The organism is Streptomyces curacoi (genome assembly GCF_001513975.1).
Taxonomy (GTDB): Bacteria; Actinomycetota; Actinomycetes; order Streptomycetales; family Streptomycetaceae; genus Streptomyces; species Streptomyces curacoi.
The window spans coordinates 445019-471726 of sequence record NZ_KQ947984.1 but is presented as its reverse complement, the minus strand read 5'-3'; the positions used below and the strand labels follow the sequence as shown (position 1 = coordinate 471726).

Here is a 26708-nt window from a genome sequence, read left to right as displayed (position 1 = left end):
GTAATGGATACAGCCAGGTGTGCATCACCGTACGCGACCGCACTGACACCGACCAGGGCCGTCGGACTCTTTGACAGTGCTCCGGGTTAAGGTCTGATCCACAGACACAGGAGGCACTCGGTTGTTGTACGGCGCGATGAAGGTGGCCATCGGGGGACCGCTGAAGGTCGCTTTCAGGCCCTGGGTGGAAGGCCTTGAGAACATTCCCGCCGAGGGCCCCGCGATCCTGGCGAGCAACCACCTCTCCTTCTCCGACTCGTTCTTCCTGCCCGCGGTGCTCGACCGCAAGGTGACCTTCATCGCGAAGGCCGAGTACTTCACCACCCCGGGCGTCAAGGGCCGGCTGACGGCCGCGTTCTTCAAGGGCGTCGGCCAGCTGCCCGTGGACCGCTCCGGGGCGCGCGGAGCGGGCGAGGCGGCCATCAAGAGCGGCATCGAGGTCCTGGAGCGCGGTGAGCTGTTCGGCATCTACCCGGAGGGCACCCGCTCGCCCGACGGGCGGCTCTACCGGGGCAAGCCCGGCGGCCTCGCGCGCGTGGCGCTCGCCACCGGCGCACCGGTCATCCCGGTCGCCATGATCGACACGGAGAAGATCCAGCCGCCGGGCAAGGTCATGCCCAAGCTGATGCGGCCGGGCATCCGGATCGGCAAGCCCATGGACTTCAGCCGGTACCGGGGCATGGAGCACGACCGTTTCGTGCTCCGCGCGCTGACCGACGAGGTCATGTACGAGATCATGAAGCTCTCCGGCCAGGAGTATGTCGACATGTACGCGACCGCCGCCAAGCGGCAGATCGCGGAGGCGGCGAAGGCCGAGAAGGAGCAGGCCAAGAAGGCGAAGAAGGCGGACGAGGAGCAGTCCGGGGACTAGGCGGGGCAGTGCGGCCGGGAACGACCCGACAACAAGGGGGGTGGGGGCATGGCCAGGCGTGAACGGGTCATGAGGATGTCCGTCGAGCTGCCGCTCTGGCGTGCGCTCGCCGGCTACCGGGTGCTGACCCTGGTGTACGCGATCGGTCTCTTCGTCAGCGCCCACGACGAGGTCGCCCGCCCCTGGGTGGCCATCGCCTACTTCGCCGTACTGGGCGTGTGGACGCTGGCCACCCTGCCCAGGGTCGCGAACGCCGCGAGCTGCACCAAGCCCTTCCTCGCCGTGGACCTCACCATCGCGCTGGCCGGCATCCTGCTCACCCTGCTCGCCGAGACACCCGAGCGGATCGACGCCGGTGCCCCGACCCTGCCCTCGATATGGACCGCGGGCGCGGTGCTCGCCTTCGCCATCAAGGGCGGCTGGCGCTGGGCCGCCTTCGCCTCCACGCTGGTCGCCGCCGCCAACCTGGTCGAGCGCGCCGGCGTACCGACCCGCGACACCATCCACATGGTGCTGCTCGTCTGGATCGCCTCCATCGCGATCGGCTACGTCGTCGAGGTCGCCCGCGCCTCCGAGCGCACCCTGGCCCGCGCCCTGGAGATCGAGGCGGCGACCCGTGAGCGGGAGCGGCTCGCCCGGGACATCCACGACAGCGTGCTCCAGGTGCTGGCGATGGTGCAGCGGCGCGGCGCCGTGATCGGCGGCGAGGCGGCCGAGCTGGGCCGGATGGCCGGCGAGCAGGAGGTGGCGCTGCGCACCCTGGTCTCGGGCGGTCTGGTGCCCGTGCCGCGGGTGTCGGAGGACGCCGCCGAGGGGGCCGTCGTACGGGCCGTGGACGAGCCGGACGACCCCACCGGTCCCGTCGATCTGCGTGCGCTGCTCGCCCCGTACGCCGGCGCCAGGGTGAGCCTGGCCGAGCCCGGCGCGCCCGTGTCGCTGGCCCCGGTCGCCGCCCGGGAGCTGGCCGCGGCCGTGGGGGCCGCCCTGGACAATGTGCGCAGGCACGCGGGGGAGCACGCGCGCGCGTGGATCCTCGTCGAGGACGAGCCCGACGAGGTGATCGTCACCGTACGGGACGACGGCCCCGGCATCCCCGAGGGCCGGCTCGCGCAGGCCGAGGGCGAGGGCCGGCTCGGCGTCGCCCTGTCCATCCGCGGGCGGCTGCGCGACATCGGCGGCACCGCCGAGCTCATCTCGGTGCCGGGGCAGGGCACCGAAGTCGAACTGAAAGTACCGAAGGACGAGAGCGCTTCACGGGGGAAGGCGGAGCAGCGATGACGGACACCACGAGCGGACAGCAGGGCACGATCAAGGTCATGGTGGTCGACGACCACCCCATGTGGCGCGACGCGGTCGCCCGCGACCTGACCGAGTCCGGCTTCGAGGTGGTCGCCACCGCCGGCGACGGCGACCAGGCCGTACGCCGCGCCAAGGCCGCCGCCCCCGACGTCCTCGTGCTGGACCTCAACCTGCCCGCCAAGCCCGGCGTCCAGGTCTGCAAGGAGCTGGTGGCCCACAACCCCGCCCTGCGGGTCCTGGTGCTGTCCGCGAGCGGCGAGCACGCCGACGTACTGGAGGCCGTGAAGTCCGGCGCCACCGGTTACCTGCTGAAGTCGGCCTCGACCGAGGAGCTCCTGGACGCGGTGCGCCGTACGGCCGTCGGCGACCCGGTGTTCACGCCGGGCCTGGCGGGGCTGGTCCTCGGCGAGTACCGCCGCCTCGCCTCCGAACCGGCACCCGCCGCCCCCGACGCCGACCAGCCGGGGGCCCCGCAGCTCACCGAGCGGGAGACCGAGGTGCTGCGCCTGGTCGCCAAGGGCCTGAGCTACAAGCAGATCGCCGAGCGGCTGGTCATCTCCCACCGCACGGTCCAGAACCACGTCCAGAACACCCTCGGCAAGCTCCAGCTGCACAACCGGGTGGAGCTGGTGCGGTACGCGATAGAGCGCGGCCTCGACGACGAGTGATCCACCAGCCGACCGCTTGACGGCGCGTAAACCAAACACCCGGCGGTTCACCGGAATTGCCGTTCCGACCCATCCCGTTGTGACCTGGCTCACCATTAGCGTGGCCTCACCAGGCAACCGCGGCGAAGGGACATTTCCATGCGGGTCGGAGTACTGACCGGAGGCGGCGACTGCCCCGGTCTCAACGCCGTCATCCGGGCCGTCGTCCGCAAGGGCGTGCAGGAGTACGGCTATGACTTCGTCGGCTTCCGGGACGGCTGGCGAGGTCCGCTCGAGAACGACACCGTCCGTCTCGACATCCCCGCCGTGCGCGGCATCCTGCCCCGCGGCGGCACCATCCTCGGCTCCTCGCGCACCAACCCCCTCAAGCAGGAGGACGGCATCCGCCGGATCAAGGAGAACCTCGCCAAGCAGGAGGTCGAGGCGCTCATCGCCATCGGCGGCGAGGACACCCTCGGGGTCGCCACCCGCCTGTCCGGCGAGTACGGCGTGCCCTGCGTCGGCGTGCCGAAGACGATCGACAACGACCTGTCCGCCACCGACTACACCTTCGGCTTCGACACCGCGGTCGGCATCGCGACCGAGGCGATCGACCGGCTGCACACCACCGCCGAGTCCCATATGCGGGTCCTCGTCGTCGAGGTGATGGGCCGTCACGCGGGCTGGATCGCCATCCACTCCGGTCTGGCGGGTGGCGCCAACGCCATCCTCATCCCCGAGCAGCGCTTCGACGTCGACCGGGTGTGCGCCTGGGTGACCTCGCGCTTCAAGGCGTCGTACGCCCCGATCGTGGTCGTCGCCGAGGGCGCCATGCCGAAGGACGGCGACATGGTCCTCAAGGACGGGTCGCTGGACTCCTTCGGGCACGTCCGGCTGTCCGGCGTCGGCGAGTGGCTGGCCAAGGAGATCGAGAAGCGGACCGGGAAGGAGGCCCGTACGACGGTCCTCGGCCACGTCCAGCGCGGCGGCACCCCCAGCGCCTTCGACCGCTGGCTCGCCACCCGCTTCGGGCTGCACGCCATCGAGGCCGTCCGCGACGGCGACTTCGGCAAGATGGTCGCCCTGCGCGGCACGGACATCGTCCGCGTCCCGATCGCGGAGGCCACGGCCAAGCTGAAGACGGTGGACCCGAAGCTGTACGAGGAGGTCGGGGTCTTCTTCGGCTGACCGTCGGCCGGAGCGGTGGTCCGGGGGCGGCAGCCCCCGGACGACCAAGCGGTCGTGGTCCGCTAAACGGTCGTGTTCCGCAGCTGTCCGACCAACTCCCGTACGACCGCCGCCCCGTTCAGCGTCAGGATCGACTCCGGGTGGAACTGCACCCCGGCGAACCCGGGCCCCCGTACGGCGTGCACCTCCGCATTGCCGGCCCGGCTGATCTCGATGCCGTGCGCGCCCAGCTCCTCGGCCACCTCGTCGTCGCAGCGCGCCACGAAGCTGTTGTAGAAACCGACCGTCTCCGGACGCCCGAACAGGTCGATCGTCGTCTGCGCCCCCTGGTACGGCACTTCCTTGCGTACGATCTCCAGCCCCAGCTCGGCCGCGATCAGCTCGTGCCCGAGGCAGACGCCGAGGACGCCGTGCCGGTGGCTGCGGACGACCTCGGCGGTGAGCTCACGCAGGAACCGCATCTTCGGGTCTTCCAGATCGGAGGGGTCGCCGGGACCGGGACCCAGCACCAGCGGGCCCTCGTGCGTGCGCACCGCCTCCCGCAGCCCCGGCTCGTCGTACCGCCGGACGGTCACCTCCAGGCCGCTCGACCGCAGCACGTGCGCCAGCATCGCCGTGAAGGTGTCCTCCCCGTCCACGACCAGGGCGTGTCCGCTCAGCTCCGCGGACCGCTCCTGCATCCGCAGCCAGAAGGGAGCCAGCGCCCCCCGGCGCCCGTCGAGCGCGGCACGCACGCGTGGGTCGTCGGCGAGACGTACACGCGCGTGCTCCTCACTGGGCCGGGACGGCCGTACGCCGAGAGCCGCCAGTACGCCCGCCGCCTTCGCGTGGGTCTCCGCGACCTCGCTCGCCGGGTCCGAGCCGCGTACGAGCGTGGCGCCGACCGGCACCCGCAGCCGTCCGGCCGCGTCGATGTCGGCGGTGCGGATGAGGATGGGGGAGTCGAGCGTCTGGGAGCCGCCCGCGTCCCGGCCGACGAGTGCCAGCGCCCCCGCGTAGTATCCGCGTCCGCCGACCTCGTGCCGCTCGATCACCCGGCAGGCGTTCTGCACGGGCGAGCCGGTGACGGTGGCCGCGAACATGGTCTCCTTCAGGACCTCCCGCACATCCAGCGAGGACTTCCCGCGCAGCTCGTACTCGGTGTGCGCGAGGTGCGCCATCTCCTTCAGCCGGGGACCCACGACCACTCCGCCCATGTCGCCGACCGAGCACATCATCTTGAGCTCCTCGTCGACGACCATCGACAGCTCCTCGATCTCCTTGCCGTCGGCGAGGAAGCCGAGCAGATGCTCGGGCGTCGGGCCCTCGGCGGGATAGCGGTACGTCCCGCTGATCGGGTTCATCACGACGGTGCCGCCGGACATCCGCACGTGCACCTCGGGGCTCGCCCCGACCAGCGTCCGCTCGCCGGTGTGCACGACGAACGTCCAGTACGCGCCGCGCTCACCCTCCAGCAGCCGCCGGAACAGCGCGAGCGCGTCGGCGCGTGCGAACCCCGGGATCTCCCCCTCGTACGTCCGCCGGATCACGAAGTTCGCGCCCTCGCCCCGCCCGATCTCCTCCCGCAGCACCCGCCCGACGAGCTGCGCGTACTCCGCGTCGGCCACGTCGAAGCCACCGCCCTCGACGCGCACCTCGTGCGCCGGCAACTGGGTGAGAGCGTCGGCGAGCGGGAGGTCGTACGACTCCTCGGGCGTCAGCACGACCAGCGGGGTGCCGTCGTCGCGGACGTCGAAGCCGCGCTCGCGGATCTGGCGGAAGGGGACGAGGGCGAGGCCCTCGTCGGGGAGGTCGGCGAGGCGGTCGTAGGTGGCGACCGGGCCGCGGAACACCTCCACGGTGTTCTCGTCGCGGCCCGGCGCGCGGCGGCGCAGCAGGGCGAACGGGCGGGGGTCGTCGAGCAGGTCGCGCAGATGCATGGGTCCGTTTCCTTCTCGCTGGGAGTTCACTGGGAGGAACGGACCCCGACAAACGCCGAAGGCCGCCCCTCGGGCGGCCTTCGCGAAGTCTTGGGTACGCGCAGTCAGTGGGCCGCCGGGTGAGCGGTCCACCACCAGTTCTGGATCGAGTGCGCGAACATGGCAGGCACCCTACCGCATGTCCGAGGCGTGTACCCCTTGTCTCAATTGCTGGGCATGGGGCAGGACGCCCGACACGACCCCGTAATGTTGACGTCGTGACCGTGAACGCTAAGACCAGCGCGAGCGCTGGCAACACCTGGCGAAACCTGCCCGCGGCGCAGCAGCCCGAGTACCCCGACACCGAGGCTCTGCGCGCAGTGATCGCGGACCTCGAGTCGTATCCGCCGCTCGTCTTCGCGGGCGAGTGCGACCAGCTGCGCGCCCGGATGGCGGCCGTCGCCAAGGGAGAGGCGTTCCTTCTCCAGGGCGGCGACTGCGCCGAGGCCTTCGACGCGGTGTCCGCCGACCAGATCCGCAACAAGCTCAAGACCCTGCTCCAGATGGGCGCCGTGCTGACGTACGCCGCGTCCGTGCCCGTGGTGAAGGTCGGCCGTATCGCCGGCCAGTACTCCAAGCCGCGCTCCAAGCCGACCGAGACCCGCGACGGCGTGACGCTCCCGACGTACCGGGGCGACTCCGTCAACGGCTTCGACTTCACCGAAGAGGCCCGCGTCCCGGACCCCGAGCGGCTGAAGCGGATGTACAACGCCTCCGCCTCCACGCTCAACCTGGTGCGCGCCTTCACCACCGGCGGCTACGCCGACCTGCGCCAGGTGCATGCCTGGAACCAGGACTTCGTGAAGTCGTCCCCGTCCGGCCAGCGCTACGAGCAGCTCGCCCGCGAGATCGACAACGCGCTGAACTTCATGCACGCCTGCGGGGCCGACCCGGAGGAGTTCAAGACCGTCGAGTTCTACTCCTCGCACGAGGCGCTGCTGCTCGACTACGAGTCGGCGCTGACCCGGGTCGACTCGCGCACCGGGCAGCTGTACGACGTCTCGGCGCACATGGTGTGGATCGGTGAGCGCACCCGGCAGCTGGACCATGCCCACATCGAGTTCGCCTCGAAGATCCGCAACCCGATCGGCATCAAGCTCGGCCCGACCACCACGGCCGAGGAGGCGCTGCAGTACATCGACCGCCTGGACCCGGAGCGGGAGCCCGGCCGGCTGACCTTCATCGTCCGGATGGGCGCGGACAAGATCCGCGACCGCCTTCCCGAGCTGGTCGAGAAGGTCACGGCGTCCGGCGCCGTGGTCGCCTGGGTCACCGACCCGATGCACGGCAACACCTTCGAGGCGGCCTCCGGTCATAAGACCCGTCGCTTCGACGACGTGCTGGACGAGGTCAAGGGCTTCTTCGAGGTCCACAAGTCGCTGGGCACTCACCCGGGCGGCATCCACGTGGAGCTCACCGGTGACGACGTCACCGAGTGCGTGGGCGGCGGCGACGAGATCTTCGTCGACGACCTGCACCAGCGCTACGAGACGGCCTGCGACCCGCGGCTCAACCGCAGCCAGTCGCTCGACCTGGCGTTCCTCGTCGCGGAGATGTACAGGGACCAGTAGCCGACGCGCCTGTTACAGGTTGTTTCAGTGTCCTGAAGTGGGGCGCGGATCACATACGATCCGCGCCCCACTCCACTTTTGCGGCACCTGTGCGGCGGGTAAGGTTAGGTTAGCCTCACCGATCAAGGGGATGGCACATCGATCCCGCCGGGAGGTGAACCGCGTGTACGTCTGCAGTTGCTTCGGGATCACCGAGCAGCAAGTGAAACAGCACGCGGAGAACGGTGCCTGCACCCCCCGCCAGATCGCCTCGGCCTGCAAGGCCGGCACGGACTGCGGGTCGTGCGTACGCCGCATCCAGGCGCTCCTGGGCCGGGGCGCGTGCCCCCGCCGTGAGCTGGCCGAGCAGGGCAAGCCGGTGCTCGCCGAACTGGAAGACGCGGCCTAGCTCGGCTGCTCGATCTGCTGCGCGATGTAGAGCGCCTCGCCGATCTTGTCGATGAGCTCCAGCTGCGTGTCCAGGTAGTCGATGTGGTGCTCCTCGTCCTCAAGGATCGACTCGAAGAGGTTCGCGGACGTGATGTCGCCCTTGGTGCGCATCACCTCGATACCTCGCTTGAGGCGGTCGATCGCCTCGACCTCGATCTGCCGGTCGGCCTGGAACATCTCGGTGACCGTCTGGCCGACCCGTACGTGGAACAAGCGCTGATAGTTGGGCAGGCCGTCCAGCATCAGGATGCGCTCGGTGATCTTGTCCGCGTGCTTCATCTCGTCGATGGATTCTTCACGCGTGTACTTGGCGAGCTTCGTCCAGCCTTTGTTGTCCTGGATCCGGTAGTGCAGCCAGTACTGGTTGATCGCCGTCAGCTCGCCGGTCAACTGTTCGTTCAGGAATTCGAGGACCTCGGGGTCGCCCTGCATCGCAGAGGCTCCTTCCGCGCGGGGGAACTGGCAGGATGCGCCGCATGATTGCACCGGTGATGAAGATCGTCCAGTAAGTCTTCACTTAGTAAGTAAGGGCATGCTTAGTCCAATTTGAGCTGAATTAAGGGGGGTGTGGTCGGGTGCACTGTCCCGGGTCTGTCAGGATGGAGTCATGGGTCAGCCGGTGGAGCGAGAAACTGGAGCAGCGGCACACTCCGAGCTTCCGCCGGGGCAGCGAGTGCAGCGCGGCTGGCCGGTCACGCACTACGGCCCGGTCCCCAAGTTCCGCCCCGAACGCTGGGAGTTCAGGGTGTTCGGCGCCACCGCCGACGGCGAGAAGCACTGCTGGACCCATGAGGAGTTCACGGCCCTGCCGTACACCACCGTCGTCGCCGATCTGCACTGCGTCACGAAGTTCAGCATGCTCGGCGCGGAGTGGGGCGGCATTCCGGCCCGTACGATCCTGGAGATCGCCCCGCCCGCACCGGCCGTCACCCATGTGATGGTGTGGGCCGAGTACGGCTTCAGCTCCAACCTGCGCCTGACGGACTTCGCCTCCGAGCGGACGATCTTCGCCACCCACAAGGACGGGGAGCTGCTCACGGCGGAGCACGGTTTCCCCCTCCGTCTGGTCGTCCCCCATCTGTACGCCTGGAAGGGGCCCAAGTGGGTCCGCGGCGTGGAGTACATGACCACCGACCGGCGCGGCTTCTGGGAGGAGCGCGGGTACCACAACATCGGCGACCCGTGGAAGGAACAGCGCTACTCGTACCAGGAGGAGCCCGGGGACGGCCCCGAGCTCTGACTCCTGGTGACCGGGCTGGTCAGTGGGGGTACTGGTGCACCACCGCGTGGCCCTTGCCGCGGCCGATCATCCACTTGTTGACCGGCGCCGTGACGACGAAGGCGACCGCGAGAGCGAAGGCCGGCGCGCCCCGGAACAGCAGGTCGTCCAGGCCCGCGTCCATGGCGCCGGGCCACAGGACGAGCACGCCGTTGTCGACCAGTTCCATCACGGCGATCGACAGCGTGTCCGCGGCCAGGGCCACCCGGACCGCCGCCCGGAAGCCGACACCCGCCTTCAGTACGCCGCGCAGGGTGAGCGCGTAGCCGAAGAAGAACGCGGACGCGAGCGCGATCGCCAGCACCAGCGTCGGTACGTCGCCCCAGCCCAGCGCGGTGCCGATCACTATGCCGAGCACATCGCCGATGGCACAGCCGGTGAGGCAGTGGAGGGTGGCCTGGACGGCCATGGCCCATTCCTGAACGGGTTACGCGTCCCGAAGTTTCTTCAGCCGCTCCACATCCGCCGCGTGTCCTTCCTTCCCGCCCGGTGTCTCGATGATCAGCGGCACGCCCGCCGTGGCCGGGTGCGTCATCAGCGCCCGGAACGGGTCCTCGCCGATATGACCGGCGCCGATGTTCTCGTGCCGGTCCTTGTGCGCGCCGACGACGTCCTTGGAGTCATTGGCGTGGATCAGCTTCAGCCGGCCCTCGCCGACCGTGTCCACCAGCAGGTCCAGCGTCTGGTGCATGCCGGACGGGCCGGTCAGATCATGCCCGGCGGCGAAGATGTGGCAGGTGTCCAGGCACACACCCAGCTTCGGATGGGCGTCCAGCGCCTCGAAGTACGGCCCGAAGTCCCAGGTCCGCGAGCACAGCGAGGCGCCCTGCCCGGCGGTGGACTCCAGAAGCAGATACGGGTCGTCGTCGTGGGTCAGCTCGTCGAGCAGCGGCAGCATGTGCTCGCGCACCTGCTTCAGGGCCACCGACCGCTCCCGGCCGCCGGTCGCGCTGCCGGTGTGCACGACCACGCCCAGCGCCCCGATCTCCCGCCCCCGCCGCAGCGAGTGCCGCAGCGACTCCACCGACCTCTCGACGGTCGCCTCGGTGTGCGAACCGAAGTTGATCAGATACGGCGCGTGCACATACGCCGGGATCGACTCCGCCTCGCACACCGCGCGGAACGCCTCGTCCTGCCGCGGATTGCCGGCGGGCGTGGCCCAGCCGCGCGGGTTGGCGACGAAGACCTGGACCGTCTCGGCCTTGAGGTCGTGGGCGTAGGTGAGGCCGACGGAGTGGAGACCGCCGGCCACGGGGACGTGACCGCCGACGGGGTTGCGGGAGGGGCCGGGGGTGGTTCGGGGAGCGGCGGGCTGCTGACTCTTCACCCGTTCAGGGTGTCATGGCCGCCGCGTGCCCCGGTTACCGGATGGTGATCGTGATCGTCGACCCCTTGGGTGCCCTGTCGCCGCCCGCCACGGACTGGCTCTTGACCGTGTCGCCGAACAGCCCCAGCAGGCCGCGGTCCTCGTCGACCTCGAAGCCGGCGGCCTTCAGCTCGTCCGTGGCGTCGTCGACGCTGTCGCCGACCACGTCCGGGACCTCGATCATCTCCGGGCCCTTGGACAGCGTCAGCGTCACCGTGTCGCCCTCCGCGGCCTGCCTGCCCTCCACCGGCGACTGCCGGGCGACCTGCCCCGCGTCGAAGTCGGAGTGGACCCGCACGGAGGCGACCTTCACCTTCAGGCCGGCCTCCGCCAGCTCGGCCTTGGCGTCGGCCAGGCTCTCGCCGGTGACGTCCGGGACGTCCACCGGGCTGCCCTTGCTGACGGTGAGCGCGACCGCGGAGCCCGAGCGGACCTTGGTGCCGTCTGCGGGCTCCGAGGAGATCACGAAGCCCGGCGACAGTTCGTCGTTGAACTCCCGGGTGACCATGCCCGGTTGGAGGCCGCTGTCCTTCAGGACGGTCCTCGCCTTGTCCAGCTTGTAGCCCTGCAGATCGGGCACCTTCACGGTCTCCGGACCCGCCGAGATGACGAGGTTCACGGAGTCGTTGTGCCGGATGCGGGCGCCCGTCGCCGGGTCCGTGCTGATGACGGTGCCGCGCCGGACGGTGTCGCTGTAGGCGCGCTCCACCTTGCCGACCTCCAGCCCGGCCTCCGCCAGCCGCTCCTGGGCCTGTGCCTGGGTCTTGGCCAGCAGTGGCGGGACCTTGGTGAACTGGCCGGAGTTGATGTACCAGACGCCGGCGCCGAGGCCGAGGGCCAGCAGGACGGCGGTGACGATGACGAGCGGGCCGCGCGGCGCACGCGGGCCCCGGGACCGGGACCGGGGCGGCGCGGGCGGCGGAGCCGCCAGCCGGCTGGTTCTGTTGAACACCGCCTCGGGTTCGGCGTCGTCCTCGTTCACGGGCAGCGGCCGCTGCACGGTCAGCGCGCGCGGGATCACGCTCGTACGGTCCTCGGCGTTGCTGTGCGCCGCCGTGAGCGCCTGCGGCGGCACCGCGTCCAGCTGATCCGCGCTCAGCGCCGCGCGCGCCTCACGGGCCTGCGCGAGCAGCGCCACGGCGTCGTACGGACGGAGGTCCGGGGTGCGCGCGGTGGCCGACGCGACCAGCTCGTCGAGCTCGTACGCCAGGCCCGGCACGCTCGCCGAGGGCGGTGGGACGTCCTCGTGGAGGTGCTTGTAGAGCACCACGGCGGGGGAGTCCCCGTCGTGCGGCTTGTCGCCGGTGAGCATCTCGTACAGGACGACACCGCACGCGTACACGTCGACGCGGGCGTCGGCGGCGCCGGGCTGCTCGATCTGCTCGGGCGCGAGATAGGAGACGGTGCCGAGCACGGCACCGGTGGTGCTGGTCACGGTGTCCATGGACCGCACGAGCCCGAAGTCGGCGACCTTGACCCGCCCGTCGTCCCCTATGAGCACGTTCTCGGGCTTCATGTCCCGGTGCACGAACCCGGCGCGGTGCGCGGCGCCGAGCGCGGCGAGCACCGGCTCCAGGATGTCCAGGGCGGCACGGGGCTGCAGTGCCCCGCGCTCGCGCAGGACGTCGCGCAGGGTGCAGCCCGCGACGTACTCCATGGCGAGGTAGACGTACGACCCGTCGGTGCCCTGGTCGAAGACCTGCACGACATTGGGGTGCGCGAGCCGCGCCACGGACTTCGCCTCACGGATGAACCGCTCGACGAACGCCCCGTCGACCGCCAGCGCGGGATGCATCACCTTGAGTGCGAGCACGCGGTCGAGGCGGGTGTCCAGGGCCCGGTAGACCGTGGCCATCCCGCCGACCGCGATCCGCGCGTCCACGCGATACCGGCCGTCGAGCACCTGCCCGACCAGAGGGTCCTGAAGGGTCGTATCCACGCAGGTGAGTCTACGAGCCGACGCTGACACGCCTGCCGGTTCGGCCGCGATCGGGGCGGGACTGCAGCCGAGCTGTGACGGACGCCTCATCGAGTGAAGGCTTTCATCGAACGTGCGTTCAGAACGCGGGTCGTTCCGGGTCCAGCCGTGCCATGCCGTCGACCGGAGACGACGCCTCCGCGAAGTGCCGCTTCGGGATCCTTCCCGCCCGGTGGGCCAGCCGCCCCGCCTCCACCGCATGCCGCATCGCGTCGGCCATCAGCACCGGCTCCTGTGCCCGCGTCACCGCCGAGGCGAGCATCACACCCGCGCACCCCAGCTCCATCGCGAGCGCCGCGTCCGACGCCGTACCGGCACCCGCGTCCAGAATCACCGGCACGCGCGCGTGCTCCACGATCAGCTGGAAGTTGTGCGGGTTGCGGATGCCGAGCCCGGACCCGATCGGCGACCCGAGCGGCATGATCGCCGCGCACCCGACGTCCTCCAGCTTCCGCGCCAGCACAGGATCGTCGTTCGTGTACGGCAGCACGGTGAATCCGTCGTCCACCAGCGTCTCGGCCGCGTCCAGCAGCTCGATCGGATCCGGCAGCAGCGTCCGCTCGTCGGCGATGACCTCCAGCTTGATCAGATCGGTGCCGAGCGCCTCGCGCGCGAGGCGGGCCGTCAGCACGGCCTCGCCCGCCGTGAAGCACCCTGCCGTGTTGGGCAGCACCCGGATCCCGAGCTTCTCCAGCACCGACAGCACCGACCCGTGCACCGACGGGTTCACCCGCCGCATCGCGACCGTCGTCAGTTCCGTCCCGGACGCCACCAGCGCCCGCTCCAGCACCTCCAGGCTGGGAGCTCCGCCCGTGCCCATGATCAGGCGGGACGTGAAGGACGTACCGCTGATGACAAAGGGATCGTCGGCCATGGTTTCAGCCTCCTTGGACGGCGGTGAGGACCTCGACGCGATCCCCTTCGGACAGGGGCGTCGACGACCACTGCGCGCGCGGTACGACGGTTTCGTTGAGGGCGGCGGCCACCCCGGAGGGCGCCGCGGTGAGGGACTTCACGAGCGTGTCGAGAGCCGTGCCCGGCTCGATCTGCCGACGCTCGCCGTTGACCGAGATGGTGACCGGGTTGTTCATGCGGGATGCTCCGTGAGTGCGGCGGCGCTGAACCGCCTGGGCGTGAACGGCCGGGCTTCCTCCGGGAGTTCACCGGTGGTCAGGACGTGCGCCATGGCATCGCCGGTGACCGGCGTCAGGAGCACGCCGTTGCGGTAGTGCCCGGTGGCCAGCAGCAGCCCCTCCAGCTCGGTCGGGCCGAGCAGCGGCGCGTTGTCGGGCGAGCCGGGGCGCAGACCGGCCCGGGTCTCGGTGAGCGGCAGTTCCGTGATGCCCGGCACCAGCTCGTGCGCGTCGCGCAGCAGCTCGTACACCCCGCCCGCGGTCACCGTCGTGTCCCAGCCCAGCTCCTCGCTCGTCGCCCCGACGACCAGTTCCCCGCTCTCACGCGGCACCAGATACACCTGGCTGCCCCGCACCACGGCCCGCACGGTCCGGCTCAGGAACGGCGCGTACCGCTTCGGCACGGTGAGCCGCAGCACCTGGCCCTTTACGGGCCGTACGGGCGGCAGTACGTCGTCCGGGACGCCCGCCAGCCGCCCGCTGAGGCTCCCGGCCGCGAGGACGACCTGACCCGCGCGCAGCTCGGTGCCGTCCGCCGTGGTGACGCCGGCGGCCCGCTCCCGTACGACGTCGAAGCGCTCGGCCCACGCCTGGTGGAAGACCACACCGGCCCGCTCGCACGCGGCCACCAGCGCCCGGGCGAGGCGCCGGGGATCGATCTGGTGGTCGCCGTCCACCCGCAGCCCGCCGCGCACCCCCGGCGCGAGCATCGGCTCCAGGCGCCGGCACTCCCGCCCCGACAGCCACTCGGAGTCCAGCCCCGACTGGCGCTGCAAGGCGTGCAGTTCGCGCAGATGGGCGCGGTCGTCGGCGTCCAGGGCGACGGCGAGCGTGCCGCACCGCCGGTAACCGAGGTCGTGGCCGGTGACCTCGGTGAGCTCGGCCGCGAAGTCCGGGTAGCGGCGGGCCGAGGCCAGGTTCAGGCCGAGCAGTGTCTGCTCGCCGTAGTGCAGTTCCGTGACGGCGGCCAGCATCCCGGCCGCCACCTGGGCGGCCCCGCCGCCCGGCTCGGGGTCCACGACGGTCGTGGTGAACCCGCGCCCCGCGGCCCGCCACGCCGTGACCAGGCCGATGATTCCGCCCCCGATGACAAGGACGTCTGACGTTCGCGTACGCGACATGGGCGTCCAGCCCCTCCCTTCGCCGGCATGACCCGGATCAGGTTCGTACGGTCGGAGGCCGCCAGCCTCCCTCTCAGCCCGGTACGTCCGGGCTCCCGCGAGTGCTCTACGGTGGCCACCCTAGCCCGCCGTCACACGTCTCAGTAAGGGAGCCTCCGCCTGTGGCCCGCTCGCTCGACGGTCTCGTCCTTGCCCCTGTGGCCGATCAAGCCCCAGGTCAGGTGGGTACGCGCACCCGGTTCACCTACCACGAGAAGGACGGCGAGATCTGGGCCGAGTACGCGGGCGGCGATGTCGTACGCGGGCATCTGGTGGGCACCAGGGAAAGCGACCGGCTGGACTTCCGGTACGTGCAGCTGAAGCGGGACGGGACGACGTCGTCGGGCCACTGTGTGTCGACGGTGACCGAGCTTCCCGACGGACGGGTGCGCCTGGCGGAGACCTGGGAGTGGGAGTCGCAGGCGGGCGCGGGAACCAGCGTTGTGGAGCAGGTCACTGAGCATGCCCCCTGACTGACAGTTCGTCAGTTGTCTATGGTGATCAGGTGAGCGAGCAGACGCAGCAACGGGGCACGTCACAGGCGCGGCGCGTGGTCGTCGCCGGCGCGGGCATGGCCGGTGTGCAGACGGCGGTCGCCCTGCGCGAACAGGGCTTCACCGGCCCCGTCACACTGATCGGCGCCGAGCCCCACCAGCCCTACGACCGGCCGCCCCTGTCCAAGGCCGTGCTGCTCGGCAAGGCCGAGGGCTCCGCCTTCGACGTCGACTTCGAGGCGCTCGGCATCGAACTCCGGCTGGGGCGCGAGGTGCTGGGCGTGCGCCTCGCCGACCACGAACTGGACACCGAGGCCGGGCCCGTTCCGTACGACGTCCTCGTGATCGCCACCGGCGCCGAGCCGATCCGGCTGCCGGGCGCGGAGGGCGTCCCCGGCGTGCATCTGCTGCGCACCCTGGACGACGCCGAGCGGCTGCGGCCGGTGCTCGCCCGGCAGCACGACATCGTGGTCGTCGGCGCGGGCTGGATCGGCGCGGAGTTCGCCACGGCCGCGCGCGAGGCGGGCTGCGCGGTGACGGTCGTGGAGGCCGCGGACCGGCCGCTCGCGGGTGCGCTGCCCGCGGAGGTGGCCGCGCCGATGACCGCCTGGTACGAGGACAGCGGGGCGGTGCTGCGCACCCACGCGCGCGTGGAGCGCGTCGAGCCCGGCGCGGTGATCCTCGACGACGGTTCACGGCTGCCCGCGGGCGCCGTCGTGGTCGGCATCGGGGCCCGGCCCGCCACGGCCTGGCTCGCCGGTTCGGGCATCGAACTCGGCGTGCACGGCGAGGTCGTCGCCGACGACCACCTGCGCACCTCGGTGCCCGACGTCTACGCGGTCGGCGACTGCGCCTCCTTCCCCTCGGGCAGGTACGGCGAACGCCTGCTGGTCCACCACTGGGACAACGCCCTGCAGGGCCCGCGTACGGTCGCCGCCGACATCCTCGGTGAGGCCCCCGTGGTCTACGACCCCGTGCCGTACTTCTGGTCCGAGCAGTTCGGCCGCTTCGTGCAGTACGCCGGCCACCACCCCGCCGCCGACACGACCCTGTGGCGCGGCGACCCGTCGGGCCCCGCCTGGACCGTCTGCTGGCTGAAGGACAACCGGCTGGTCGCCCTGCTGGCGGTGGGCCGGCCGAGGGACCTGGCGCAGGGGCGCCGGCTGATCGAGGCGGGCACGCCGATGAACCCCGAACTGCTGGCGGACCCGGCGCGGCCGATGAAGGCGGCGGTGGCCTAGCGCGTCACCCGGTCAGGGCCTCCAGGCGGACCGGCCTGACTTCCGACTGTCAGTGGCAGATGGCAGGCTTTATTCCGTGACCGAGATTGACGCAAAGATCGATGCTCTCGTGCCCGCCTGGCTCACCCTCCCCGACATCGCCGAAATGCTCGGCGTCGAGGTGACACGCGTCCGGCAGCTGGTCAAGGAGGGCCAGCTCATCGCCGTACGCCGTGGCGAGAACCGCGCGCTGCACGTCCCTGCCGCCTTCATCGACGGGGACAAGGTCGTCAAGGGCCTGTCCGGGACCTTGACGCTCCTGCGGGACGACGGCTTCACGGACGAAGAGATGCTGGAGTGGCTCTTCACCCCCGACCCGAGCCTGCCCGGCACCCCCGCGCAGGCGCTGAGCGAGAATCGCGGCACGGAGGTGAAGCGCCGCGCCCAGGCGCTCGCCGTCTGACCCGAACGCCCTGATCCGAACACCGTCCGGCGTACGGGCCGGAGCCGAGGCGCGCGGGATGAGCTGGTGTGAGCGGCGGAAGCGCCTGCCGCACCGGCACGCCCCGGTACTCGGGTCCGGCCCGCACGCCATCGTCATGAGGACGCGGGGGCGGGCGCTGGTCCTGCGGCCAGCCGGCCGGCCGTCCGCCCGACCGTCCGGCGGTGGCCACCGTGCCGTCGCGGGGGCCGGGCATGGCGGTGTCGCAGGCGCCGGGGTGCTGTTTCGGGCTCGGGGCGCGGCGGCACCGAGGGCTGGCACATGCGTCCCGTCGGCGGCCGGTACGTGCATCCCGCCGGGTGGCGGCACGTACTGCATCCCGCAGGGTGGCGGCACGTACTGCGTGCGTCCCGCCGGGCGCCGGCTTCCACGCCGTGACGGGCGCCAGGCGGCGCGCCGCCCCGAACTCCGACCGCGGGCCCGTGCGGCCACTGCCCCCACCCGGCCTGCCCTGGACCGGTCCGCGACGCCGCGCCCGGCTCCGGCTACCGTGTGCCACGGTCCGGCACCCGCCCGACGCCGCCCGCCCGGCAACCCGATCACAGGGGGCACCGCATGTCCGACAGCGCCACCGCAGGCACCGCCCGTACCCAGCTCGCCGACGCCCGGGTCTATCTCTGCACCGACGCCCGCAGGCAGCAGGGCGATCTCGCGGAGTTCCTGGACGCCGTCCTGGCCGGCGGCGTCGACATCGTGCAGCTGCGCGACAAGGGCATGGAGGCGGCCGAGGAACTGGAGCACCTGGCGGTCTTCGCCGAGGCCTGCGCCCGGCACGGCAAGCTCCTCGCGGTCAACGACCGCGCCGATGTCGCGCACGCCGCCGGTGCCGACGTTTTGCACCTCGGCCAGGGCGACCTCCCGGTCCCGGCCGCTCGCGCGATCCTCGGCGACGACGTCCTCATCGGCCGCTCCACCCACTCCGAATCCGAGGCCGACGCGGCCGCCGTCCAGGAGGGCGTGGACTACTTCTGCACCGGTCCCTGCTGGCCCACCCCCACCAAGCCCGGCCGCCACGCCCCCGGCCTCGACCTGGTCCGCCACACCGCCGCCCTCGGCACCGACCGCCCGTGGTTCGCCATCGGCGGCATCGACCTCGCCAACCTCGACGAGGTGCTGGAGGCGGGCGCCCGCCGTGTCGTCGTCGTACGGGCGATCACGGAGGCCGACGACCCGGCCGCCGCGGCGGCGGAGTTCGCCAAGCGGCTGCGGCAGGTGTAGGCAGGGCCAGGCCTGTAGGCAGGGCCAGGCCGCTCCGGCGGCTCCGAACCGCAGCGTCCCGGTTTCCGGCCCGCTGTGTCTCAGCCAGTGATCGGCACCGGTTTGGGCCGTTGTTGTCCAAGGAGTGGACAACAACCCGACAAATCGGGCAAATGTCCGGCGCTCGGTTGGGGGACCGGGGGCCCCTGGTTAACCTGCGAGTATGGCCCTCGGCACCGCATCCATCAGGTCGGACCACGCTCGTACCGTGCGCGAGATGCTCGCGACCGGCAAGACGACGTACTCCTTCGAGTTCTACGCCCCCAAGACCCCGAAGGGCGAGCGGAACCTGTGGAACGCGCTGCGCCGGGTCGAGGCCGTCGGGCCCGACTTCGTCTCCGTGACCTACGGCGCGGGTGGTTCCACCCGCGCGGGCACGGTCAAGGCGACCGAGGCGATCGCCTCGGACACCACGCTCACGCCGATCGCCCACCTCACCGCGGTCGACCACTCGGTGGCCGACCTGCGGAACATTATCGGGCAGTACGCCGACGCGGGAATCCGCAACATGCTGGCGCTGCGCGGCGACCCGCCCGGCGACCCGCTGGGTGAGTGGGTACCGCACCCCCAGGGCCTCACCTACGCCGCCGAACTCGTCGAACTGATCAAGGCGTCCGGCGATTTCTGCGTGGGCGTCGCGGCCTTCCCCGCGATGCACCCGCGCTCCGCGGACTGGGAGACCGACGTCCGGCGCTTCGTCGACAAGTGCCGCGCCGGCGCGGACTACGCGATCACGCAGATGTTCTTCGAACCGGAGGACTACCTGCGGCTGCGCGACCGTGTGTCGGCCGCCGGCTGCGACACCCCGATCATCCCGGAGATCATGCCGATCGCCAGCGTGAAGACGCTGGAGCGGATCCCGTCCCTCACCAACGCCGCCTTCCCCGCCGCCCTGAAAGAGCGGATCCTCACAGCAAAGGACGATCCGACCGCTGTACGCTCCATTGGCATCGAATTCGCCACGGAGTTCTGCGCGCGGCTGCTGGCCGAGGGAGTGCCCGGACTGCACTTCATCACGCTCAACAACTCCACGGCGACGCTGGAAATCCACGAGAACCTGGGCCTGCACCACCCACCGCAGGCCTAGACCGGCCGTACTGATATACGTCACACTGCGTAGGCGGCCACTGGGAGAGGGGCGTACATGGGCTGGACGGTCCTCTACATCGCGTTCGGCATCGTCGCGCTGTGGCTGCTGGGCGAGGTGCTGCTGCAGTACAAGGCACGGCTGCGCTGGCGACTGCTCGCCTTCGTCGGCTTCCTGGGCGTCGTGGTCGGGGTGCTGATCCCGTCCGTCATCGTCATCGGCCTGGGCGCGGCCGCGTTCGCGGTCGGCCAGACCTACGTCACGCTGTCGTTCCGCAGCGGCTTCTCGTCCGGCTGGGCGGTCCCCGCGCCGGCCCTGGGCCCCCTGGGCGGCGTCAAGCGCCGCCGCGGCGAGCCCGACCGCAAGAAGCCGACCCTGGAGGTCTCCGATCTCCAGGCGAGCGACGGCGGATTCACCGGCGGCGACGGCGCGTACGGCCACGACGACGGCAGGTACGGCCCGGACGACGGCAAGTACGGCCAGGACAGCGTCGGTTACGGCGACGACTACGACCGCGACGACGTCTTCACACCCTCGCGCCCGGCCCAGCCCACGGCCGCGGAGACGACCGCCGTCTATGAGCCGCAGCCCATGCCGGAGGACACCGGCTCGTACGGCATATACAACGACAACGCCTACGCCGCCCACCAGAACTACGCGTCCGCCGACCAGCCCCAGGAGCAGTACGCGACGGCCGACCAGGGCTACGCGTACGACGGCTACTCCGGCTATGACACCACCGGCCAGCAGCAGTACGGCTACGACGCCACCGGCCAGCAGCAGTACGCCGCCTACTCCGACCCGTACATCGGCACCCAGACCTACGGCGACACCTCGTACGACGCCTACGGCCAGCAGCAGTACGGCCAGCAGCAGTACGGCCAGGACCAGTACGCCACCGGCACCTACGGCGAGACCCCGCCGGGCGGCGTCTGGGTCCCGCAGCAGCGCACCGACGAGGCGTACGGCGGCGAACTCCCGCCGGAGCAGCAGTACCCGCACCAGGGCAGTGGCCAGGGGCAGGGGCAGGGGAACGGGTACGACGAGCAGTACCGCTTCTGACGGTCCGCGCCGGTCCTGCTACGCGGGGATCACTGCGAGCCCCGGAACTCCGGCCCCTCGACGATCAGCCCGGCCACCAGCGCGCCCGACATACCCGCGTGCGGAAGACCGCCGCCGGGGTGGGACCAGCCGCCGACGGTGAACAGGCCCGGTATACGGGTGCTGTTGGACGGGCGCAGCAAGGCTCCCTCCGCCGCCGCCAGCGCGGGTGCGGGCACCCCGCCGCCCGCGGCGCCGGTCTCCCGCTCGGTGTGCGCCGGCGTGCGGACCTCGCGCCACAGGATTCGCTCCCGCAGACCGGGCAGGGCGCGCCCGGCGGCGGCGACCATCCGGTCCGCGAAGGCGTCGGCGGCACCGGCCGCGGTCCAGTCGTACCGCGTCTGAGAAGGCACCGTGGCCGTCAGGACCACCGACTCGTGCGCGTCGTCGGGGCGCAGGGCCGGGTCGTCCGGGCGGTCGATCCGGACCGTCGGATCCGCGGGCGGCTCGCCCGGCCCGAAGGCGTCCAGCTCGGCCTGCCGGTCGCCGGTGTGCACCACGGTGCGGTGGGCGGCGTCCGCCTCGCGCGCGCCGCGCAGCGCCAGGCAGACCACGACCCGGCCCCGCGCCGCGCTCTCGGGGCGGGGCGCGACCTCCTCCGCCCCGTACAGCGCACGGCCGTTCAGCAGGTCGGCCAGGCGCACCGGTCCGGTGCCGACGACCAGGTCCGTCTCCACCACCGATCCGTCGGCGAACTCCAGCCCCGCAGCCCGGCCGTCCTTCTCCAGAACCCCGGTGACCTCCGCCCCGAAGTGGAACTCGACCTTCCTGGCCACGCACCGCTCGTACACCGCGCGCGCCAACTCCCGTATGCCACCGCGCACATACCAGGTCCCGAAGGCGTGCTCCATGTACGGCAGCACCGCCGCGCTCGCCGGGGTCTCGCGCGGATCCAGGCCGTAGACGAGGGCGTGGCTCTCCAGCAGGGCGACGAGACGCGGATCGCGCAGCTCCCAGGCGCCGACCTCGGCGAGCGTGCCGGCCCGGCGGGTGCGCAGGAGTCGCTTGTGGGGGACCGACGGATAGGGCTCACGCTCGGCCAGCACCTGCCAGTTCGGCCACAGGGGCTCCTCCAGCAGCGGTCTGCGCGTCCGGTCCCAGGCCTCGCGGGCGCGGACCAGGAAGTCGCCCCAGCGGCCCCCGCTCCCGGCGCCCAGCGCCTCGTCCAGGGCGGCCACCACCCCCGCGCGCGAGGCGTTCGGCAGACAGACCTCGGTGCCGTCCGCGAAGACGTGCCGCGCGGACGGGTCGACCTGGACCAGCTCGACGCACGCCTCCAGCGGTTCCTTGCCGGTCTTGATGAACAGGTCGCGGTACACGGCGGGCAGGGACAGCAGCCCGGGGCCCGTGTCGAAACCGAAGCCGTCGCGCTCGAAGCGGCGCACCGCTCCGCCGTACGTCTCCGTACGCTCGTACACCGACACCCGGTGGCCCGCGACGGCCAGCCGGGCAGCGGCCGCCATCGCGCCCATCCCGGCGCCGATCACCGCAATCCTTGCCATGCGTGGGACTTTATCGGCCGGCACTGACAACCGGCTCGCTGACCTCGGGCGAAGGCTCAGCCGGGCCGCTGCCCCACCGCTTGCGCGAGCCGCTTCTCCTCCCGGCGCTCGGCCCTGCGGCGCAGGAAGCGGCGGATCCGCGAGACCAGGAAGAGGAGCAGCAGCAGACCGGCGAGCAGCAGGATGCCCGCGACGACCGCCGCGGCGACGGGGTGGAAGACCGCGAGGGTGATGAGGGCGCCGACCCCGAGATCCTCCGCGAGGCTCACCACGATGTTGCTGAACGGCTCGGGCGAGGTGTTGACGGCCATCCGCGTCCCCGCCTTGACGAGATGGCTCACCAAGGCCGTCGAACCGCCCACCGCGCCCGCCGTCAGCTCGGGCAGCGACCCGCTCTGCCCGGCGAGCAGCGCCGCGACGACCGCGCCCGCCACCGGCCGGATCACGGTGTGCACCGCGTCCCACGCCGAGTCCACGTACGGGATCTTGTCGGCGACGGCCTCGCAGAGGAACAGCACCCCGGCCGCGATCAGGGCATCGGGGCGTTGCAGCGCCTCGGGCACCTCGTCGCTCAGCCCCGTCGCGCCGAACACGCCGAGCAGCAGCACCACGGCGTAGGCGTTAACCCCGCTGGCCCAGCCGCTGGTGAAGATCAAGGGAAGTATGGACACGGACGCGATCGTAACCAGTCGGCAACCGAGCGTCCTGGGGATGAGTGCGCAGGTCTGAGTACGCGTACCTAGTCGGTGAGATGAGTACGCGCGCGGATGGGGCCCGGCCTGCGTGAACGAGAGAGTGGAGGCACGGAGAAGGGGATCGGCTCCGGCACCGGCGACACGGGGCGCCGGAACGGAGCGGCCCCGGATCCGCTCCTTCCGCCGACCCGGCGTCGGCGGGAGCGAGACGGGGGACCCGGGGGAACGACCGAACGGGGGTCCAAGGGGGACACGGGGGAGTACGGGGGAACGGGGGAAACGGGGGAGCAGGAGAAGGCGCCGGTTCGACAGTGGCCCGCGGGGGACGCGGCCACCTCGGACCGGCGCTTTCGCCTGTGTACGCCGGCCGGCTTCAGCCGCGGCCGCTGACCCGGCCCTGCAACAGCCGCGACAGCGCCGCGTGCACGTCGTCCAGGGAGCGCTCCGGCTGGAAGGACTTCCAGTCCAGCGCGGCCACCAGAACCATGCCGACCAGTGCGGCGGCGGTCAGCGGTACGTCGATCTCCGCGCTGAACTCGCCCTGCTCCACGCCCTCGCGCAGCACCCCCTCGACGACCGCCACGGCCTGCTGCCTGACCACCATCAGCGTGGACTGCCACGCCCGGTTGGTACGCCACAGCTCGGCGACGTACAGCTGGGTGAACGACGGATAGCGGTCGATGAAGACGAGGCCCGCGCGGATCATCGCGTCCAGGGCGTCCACCCTGCTGCCGCCGTCCCGGGCGGTCTGCTCGGCCGCCTCCCGCAGGGAGGCGGCCAAAAGCCCCACTCCGTGCCGCAGCAGCTCCTCGAAGAGGACCGACTTGCTCGCGAAGTTGTAGTAGACCGTGCCCTTCGCCACCCCGGCCCGCTCGGCGATCTCGTCGACCGTGGTGGCGGAGAAGCCCTGTTCGGCGATGAGGGTGACGGCCGCCTCGTAGAGCTTCTGCCGGGTGGCCTCACGGCGTGTGCTGCCGCCCGACGCGGCACTGCTGCTTTCCATGGCCACGATTGTCCCGCGCGCGCTCACAGGGTCAGCTCCGGGTGCAGCCGGTCGAGCGTCCACACCTGTCGGCGCCGGGCCGCCACCGCGGTCAGCGCGAGGGCGCCCGCGGTGAAGGCGGCGAGCACCACGCACGCGTGCCACACCGGTTCCAGACCGCCGCCCGTGATGAGCCTCCTGAGCGCCTCCACCACGTAGCTCATCGGCAGGAAGGGGTGGAGCGCGTTGAAGAAGCCCGGGCTGGTCTGGACGGGGTAGGTGCCGCCCGCCGACGTCAGCTGGAGCATCAGGAAGGCCAGGACGAGGATCCGGCCCGCCGCACCGAAGCGCGCGTTCAGCCACTGCACGATCGCGGCGAAGCACGCCGTCACCAGGAACAGGAAGCCCACCGTCCCGGCCGCCCGCGCCATCTCCAGCCCGATCGCCCAGTGCAGCACCGACATCAGGGCCACCGTCTGGAGCACCCCGATCGCCACCACGGGCAGCCAGCCGGCCAGCGCGATCCGCCATGCCGAGGCGCCCGCGGCGAGCGCGCGCCGGTTCATCGGCGTGATCACCATGTACGCCACCATCGCGCCCACCCACAGGGACAGCGGGATGAAGTACGGGGCGAAACCGGTGCCGTAGTTGGCCGCCTTGTGCAGGTCCCTGGAGACGAGCTGGACCGGGTCGGCCATGACCTCGGTGCGCTGGTCGCGGGACTTCTTGTCGTAGTCGGGGATCTGCTTCGCCCCGTCGTGCAGCCCGTCCGAGAGCTTCCCGGAGCCGTCGACGAGCTTGTAGATGCCGCCGTTGAGGTCGTAGGCACCCGTCTTCAGCCTGCCGAGGCCCGTGTCCAGGTCCGCCGCGCCCGTCTTGGCCCCGCCGAGCCCCGTGTGCAGCTTCTTGGCACCCGCGGCGACCTCGGCGGCTCCGTCGTTGAGCTTGTTGATCCTGGTGACCGCGTCGTCGAGGTCCTCGGAGAGGTGGGGCGCGCGCTCGGCGAGCTCCTGGGACTGCTTCTGGAGGGTGGCGAGGTTCTTGTCGAGCCGCTTCAGATCGCCGTCGTGGTCGGCGATCAGCGTGTTGAGGTCGTCGGCGATGGTCGCCACGTCCGCGGCCGACTCCTTCGCCTTCTTCAGGTCGGCGCAGGCCGGGTCGGGCAGTACGGCGTCCTCGCAGTGCGCCTTGTAGAAGGCGTCCAGCGCGTCGGATGCCTTGTGGGCGCCCTTGGCGGCGACCGGAGCCCGCTCCACGAGGTCGTCGAGGTTGTTCCGGATCGCTGCCGACGCGTCGGCGACCAGCCGGGCGGTGTCCCCGATCGTCTTCTCGTTGTCCTTCAGGAACGGGCCGATCTTCTGGTCGACGCCGTTGACCCGGTCGGCCAGGGCCCGGGTGCCCTCGGCGACCCGCCTGGAGCCGTCCTCCAGATCGCCCGCGCCCTTGTTGAGCTTCTTCAGGCCCGTCGACAGCTTGCCGCTGCCCTCCTTGGCGTCCTTCAGCCCGTCCGCGAGGTCCTTGGAGCCCTTCTCCGCCTTCCCGATGCCGCCTTCCAGCTTGTCCGCACCGTTCGCGGCCTTCACGGTCGCGCCGTGGATGTCGGAGAACGAGACGAAGATCCGGTCCAGGAACGACCGGGACGCCTTCGTGGACGCGGCCTCGCGCACCTCGCTGAAGACCGTCCGCGAGATCTGCCCGACGATGTAGTTGTTCGCGTCGTTCGTACGCACCTGAAGGGCGCCCGTCTCCGGCGACTCGCCGGCGCTTGAGGCGATCCGCGCGCTGAAGTCGGCCGGCATGGTCAGCGACAGGTAGTACGTGCCGTCCTCGACACCCTCCCGGGCCTCGGCGGCACTCACCTCACGCCAGTCGAAGACGTCGCTCTCGCGCAGCCCCTCGGTGATGTCGTCACCGGCCGTGAGCTTCTTGCCCTCGACCGTCGCCCCCTTGTCGTCGTTCACGAGCGCCACCGGGATGCGGTCGAGACGGCCATACGGGTCCCAGAACGACCACAGGTACAGGGCGCCGTACAGCAGGGGCAGCACCAGCAGCGCGACCAGCGCGGCACGCGGCAGCTTCCCCCGGCCGAAGCGGCGCAGCTCCAGCGCGGCCAGCCTAGGCGAGCGCATCGGTGGCCTCCTTCCCGTCGGTTTCCGCGGACTCGTCGCTCTCCTGGGGCGTGGCCGGCTCGCCGGTCGCCTGCGTGGACACCCTGACCGTGTCGTCGGGGGCCTCGCTGCACACCGCCACGACCGTGGTCCCGGCCTCGGCGATCGACTTCAGCAGGGCCCATGCCTCGGCCCGTTCGGCGTCGGAGAGCTTGAGATCGGTGTCGTCGACACCGAGCAGCCGCGGACGCCCGATCAGGGCCAGCGCGACGGACAGCCGCAGGCCCTCCAGACGCTCCAGATCGCGTACGGCCGTACGGGAGCCCTTGGGCAGGGCGTCCAGGTCGAGACCCGCTGCCGCCAGCGCGGCGTCGATCCGCAGCTTCTCCTCCGACCTGTGCTCGGCACGCGGTCGCAGCAGCCCGCGCAGCGAGTCGCCGAAGCGCCGCTGCAGCAGTGCCCGTTCGCGCAGGTGCTCGGCGACGGTCAGGGCCGGGTCCAGGTCGGTCACCCCCGGGACGTGGGCCACGGCGCTGACGCGCCGTACCGCCGTCATGCGCTTGGGCAGCTCTGCTCCGCCCACGGCGGCGGCTCCCTCGGTGGGCCTCATCCGTCCGGTGAGTGCGAGCAGCAGGCACGTGCGGCCGGTGCCGGAAGGTCCTTCGATCGTGATCAGCGAGCCGGGCTCCGCCTCGAAGGAGACCCCGCGGAACGCCCATCCGCGGGGACCTTCGAGCCCGAGGCCCTGGGCCGTGACGCCGACTGCGGCCACGGTCCCCCCATCCCTCGAATTTGAACTGACTGGTCAGTGCAAAAACTAGCCCGAACTCGCGAGCGAAGCAAAAGCGCAGGTCAGAACGGATTGTCAGTGCCATACCCCA

At 71.3% G+C, this 26708-nt stretch carries 27 protein-coding genes and 1 riboswitch; of the genes, 13 read left to right on the top strand and 14 right to left on the bottom strand.

The genetic code is table 11. From position 1 onward, the window contains the following. Positions 1-136 precede the first annotated feature (136 nt). The 4 genes from AQI70_RS02105 to AQI70_RS02090 all read left to right on the top strand — a co-directional run bounded on the left by AQI70_RS02105 (position 137) and on the right by AQI70_RS02090 (position 4005). Positions 137-871 carry a lysophospholipid acyltransferase family protein gene (locus AQI70_RS02105; protein ID WP_062144955.1) on the top strand — a complete coding sequence of 245 codons (735 nt, stop codon included), beginning with the start codon at positions 137-139 and terminating at the stop codon, positions 869-871. A gap of 48 nt (positions 872-919) precedes the next feature. Then, positions 920-2149 carry a MacS family sensor histidine kinase gene (gene macS, locus AQI70_RS02100; protein ID WP_062143209.1) on the top strand — a complete coding sequence of 410 codons (1230 nt, stop codon included), beginning with the start codon at positions 920-922 and terminating at the stop codon, positions 2147-2149. Next, the gene (locus AQI70_RS02095; RefSeq protein ID WP_062143206.1) at positions 2146-2838 is read left to right on the top strand and encodes a response regulator; all 693 of its coding nucleotides are present in this window, start codon (positions 2146-2148) and stop codon (positions 2836-2838) included. The genes macS and AQI70_RS02095 overlap by 4 nt, the downstream gene beginning before the upstream one ends. Positions 2839-2976: 138 nt before the next feature. Further along, the gene (locus AQI70_RS02090) at positions 2977-4005 is read left to right on the top strand and encodes a 6-phosphofructokinase (RefSeq protein ID WP_062143203.1); all 1029 of its coding nucleotides are present in this window, start codon (positions 2977-2979) and stop codon (positions 4003-4005) included. Positions 4006-4067: 62 nt separating this feature from the next. Here AQI70_RS02090 and AQI70_RS02085 read toward each other — a convergent pair whose 3' ends face one another. Further along, on the bottom strand, positions 4068-5924 hold the full coding sequence (locus AQI70_RS02085) for an anthranilate synthase family protein (protein WP_062143200.1): 1857 nt from the start codon (positions 5922-5924) through the stop codon (positions 4068-4070). A 104-nt stretch (positions 5925-6028) separates the two neighbouring features. After that, complete coding sequence (locus AQI70_RS40865; RefSeq protein WP_076973970.1) at positions 6029-6085, bottom strand: trp operon leader peptide; 57 nt, start codon at positions 6083-6085, stop codon at positions 6029-6031. Between the two features lie 96 nt (positions 6086-6181). On the opposite strand from AQI70_RS40865, the gene AQI70_RS02080 reads away from it, so the two are divergent. Together AQI70_RS02080 and AQI70_RS02075 are read left to right on the top strand one after the other, a co-directional pair. Further along, the gene (locus AQI70_RS02080; protein ID WP_062143197.1) at positions 6182-7534 is read left to right on the top strand and encodes a class II 3-deoxy-7-phosphoheptulonate synthase; all 1353 of its coding nucleotides are present in this window, start codon (positions 6182-6184) and stop codon (positions 7532-7534) included. A 154-nt stretch (positions 7535-7688) separates the two neighbouring features. After that, positions 7689-7922: a (2Fe-2S)-binding protein gene (locus AQI70_RS02075; RefSeq protein WP_004001902.1), complete on the top strand. Its 234-nt coding sequence runs from the start codon at positions 7689-7691 to the stop codon at positions 7920-7922. On the opposite strand, the gene bfr is transcribed toward AQI70_RS02075, so the two are convergent. Continuing rightward, positions 7919-8395 carry a bacterioferritin gene (bfr, locus tag AQI70_RS02070; protein ID WP_004001903.1) on the bottom strand — a complete coding sequence of 159 codons (477 nt, stop codon included), beginning with the start codon at positions 8393-8395 and terminating at the stop codon, positions 7919-7921. The two genes, AQI70_RS02075 and bfr, sit on opposite strands and share 4 nt — an antisense overlap. A gap of 175 nt (positions 8396-8570) precedes the next feature. Here bfr and AQI70_RS02065 point away from each other — a divergent pair, with 175 nt between their 5' ends. Next, entirely contained in the window at positions 8571-9203 is a 633-nt protein-coding gene (locus tag AQI70_RS02065) for a sulfite oxidase-like oxidoreductase (RefSeq protein WP_062143189.1), read from the top strand. Between the two features lie 19 nt (positions 9204-9222). On the opposite strand, the gene AQI70_RS02060 is transcribed toward AQI70_RS02065, so the two are convergent. The 6 genes from AQI70_RS02060 to thiO all read right to left on the bottom strand — a co-directional run bounded on the left by AQI70_RS02060 (position 9223) and on the right by thiO (position 14840). After that, positions 9223-9651, bottom strand: a complete 429-nt coding sequence (locus tag AQI70_RS02060; RefSeq protein WP_062143187.1) for a DUF4396 domain-containing protein — start codon at positions 9649-9651, stop codon at positions 9223-9225. Between the two features lie 18 nt (positions 9652-9669). Beyond that, on the bottom strand, positions 9670-10569 hold the full coding sequence (locus AQI70_RS02055; protein ID WP_062143184.1) for a deoxyribonuclease IV: 900 nt from the start codon (positions 10567-10569) through the stop codon (positions 9670-9672). Between the two features lie 34 nt (positions 10570-10603). Continuing rightward, positions 10604-12547 (bottom strand): Stk1 family PASTA domain-containing Ser/Thr kinase, encoded by a 1944-nt coding sequence (gene pknB, locus AQI70_RS02050; RefSeq protein ID WP_062143181.1) that lies wholly within the window; start codon positions 12545-12547, stop codon positions 10604-10606. Between the two features lie 118 nt (positions 12548-12665). Continuing rightward, entirely contained in the window at positions 12666-13460 is a 795-nt protein-coding gene (locus AQI70_RS02045; RefSeq protein ID WP_062143178.1) for a thiazole synthase, read from the bottom strand. Positions 13461-13464: 4 nt separating this feature from the next. Continuing rightward, positions 13465-13677, bottom strand: a complete 213-nt coding sequence (thiS, locus tag AQI70_RS02040) for a sulfur carrier protein ThiS (protein WP_062143175.1) — start codon at positions 13675-13677, stop codon at positions 13465-13467. Further along, the gene (gene thiO, locus AQI70_RS02035) at positions 13674-14840 is read right to left on the bottom strand and encodes a glycine oxidase ThiO (RefSeq protein ID WP_062143172.1); all 1167 of its coding nucleotides are present in this window, start codon (positions 14838-14840) and stop codon (positions 13674-13676) included. The genes thiS and thiO overlap by 4 nt, the downstream gene beginning before the upstream one ends. Further along, a riboswitch (TPP riboswitch) is annotated at positions 14838-14949 on the bottom strand. (Overlaps the previous gene by 3 nt.) A 52-nt stretch (positions 14950-15001) precedes the next feature. Between thiO and AQI70_RS02030 the strand changes: the two genes are divergently transcribed. The 6 genes from AQI70_RS02030 (at position 15002) to AQI70_RS02005 (ending at position 20501) form a co-directional block, all read left to right on the top strand. Further along, positions 15002-15352 carry an avidin-fold protein gene (locus AQI70_RS02030; RefSeq protein WP_079051109.1) on the top strand — a complete coding sequence of 117 codons (351 nt, stop codon included), beginning with the start codon at positions 15002-15004 and terminating at the stop codon, positions 15350-15352. A gap of 32 nt (positions 15353-15384) precedes the next feature. Then, positions 15385-16614: an NAD(P)/FAD-dependent oxidoreductase gene (locus AQI70_RS02025; RefSeq protein ID WP_062143166.1), complete on the top strand. Its 1230-nt coding sequence runs from the start codon at positions 15385-15387 to the stop codon at positions 16612-16614. Between the two features lie 76 nt (positions 16615-16690). After that, the gene (locus AQI70_RS02020) at positions 16691-17056 is read left to right on the top strand and encodes an Rv2175c family DNA-binding protein (RefSeq protein WP_004001914.1); all 366 of its coding nucleotides are present in this window, start codon (positions 16691-16693) and stop codon (positions 17054-17056) included. Between the two features lie 594 nt (positions 17057-17650). Continuing rightward, positions 17651-18313, top strand: a complete 663-nt coding sequence (gene thiE / locus AQI70_RS02015; protein ID WP_062143163.1) for a thiamine phosphate synthase — start codon at positions 17651-17653, stop codon at positions 18311-18313. Positions 18314-18515: 202 nt separating this feature from the next. Then, the gene (metF, locus tag AQI70_RS02010; protein ID WP_062143160.1) at positions 18516-19439 is read left to right on the top strand and encodes a methylenetetrahydrofolate reductase [NAD(P)H]; all 924 of its coding nucleotides are present in this window, start codon (positions 18516-18518) and stop codon (positions 19437-19439) included. Between the two features lie 57 nt (positions 19440-19496). Continuing rightward, positions 19497-20501 (top strand): SCO2102 family sporulation regulator, encoded by a 1005-nt coding sequence (locus AQI70_RS02005; RefSeq protein WP_062143157.1) that lies wholly within the window; start codon positions 19497-19499, stop codon positions 20499-20501. 29 nt (positions 20502-20530) lie between these two features. Here the strand turns inward: AQI70_RS02005 and AQI70_RS02000 are convergent, their stop codons facing one another. The 5 genes from AQI70_RS02000 to AQI70_RS01980 form a co-directional block, all read right to left on the bottom strand. Continuing rightward, on the bottom strand, positions 20531-22042 hold the full coding sequence (locus AQI70_RS02000; protein ID WP_062143154.1) for a phytoene desaturase family protein: 1512 nt from the start codon (positions 22040-22042) through the stop codon (positions 20531-20533). A gap of 56 nt (positions 22043-22098) precedes the next feature. Then, positions 22099-22713: a DUF4126 domain-containing protein gene (locus AQI70_RS01995; protein ID WP_062143150.1), complete on the bottom strand. Its 615-nt coding sequence runs from the start codon at positions 22711-22713 to the stop codon at positions 22099-22101. Between the two features lie 397 nt (positions 22714-23110). After that, positions 23111-23740 (bottom strand): TetR/AcrR family transcriptional regulator, encoded by a 630-nt coding sequence (locus AQI70_RS01990; RefSeq protein WP_062143147.1) that lies wholly within the window; start codon positions 23738-23740, stop codon positions 23111-23113. 23 nt (positions 23741-23763) lie between these two features. After that, complete coding sequence (locus AQI70_RS01985; protein ID WP_062143145.1) at positions 23764-25848, bottom strand: YhgE/Pip family protein; 2085 nt, start codon at positions 25846-25848, stop codon at positions 23764-23766. After that, positions 25835-26599 carry an ATP-binding cassette domain-containing protein gene (locus tag AQI70_RS01980; RefSeq protein ID WP_062143142.1) on the bottom strand — a complete coding sequence of 255 codons (765 nt, stop codon included), beginning with the start codon at positions 26597-26599 and terminating at the stop codon, positions 25835-25837. Before AQI70_RS01980 ends, AQI70_RS01985 begins: the two co-directional genes overlap by 14 nt. Positions 26600-26708: the final 109 nt, after the last annotated feature.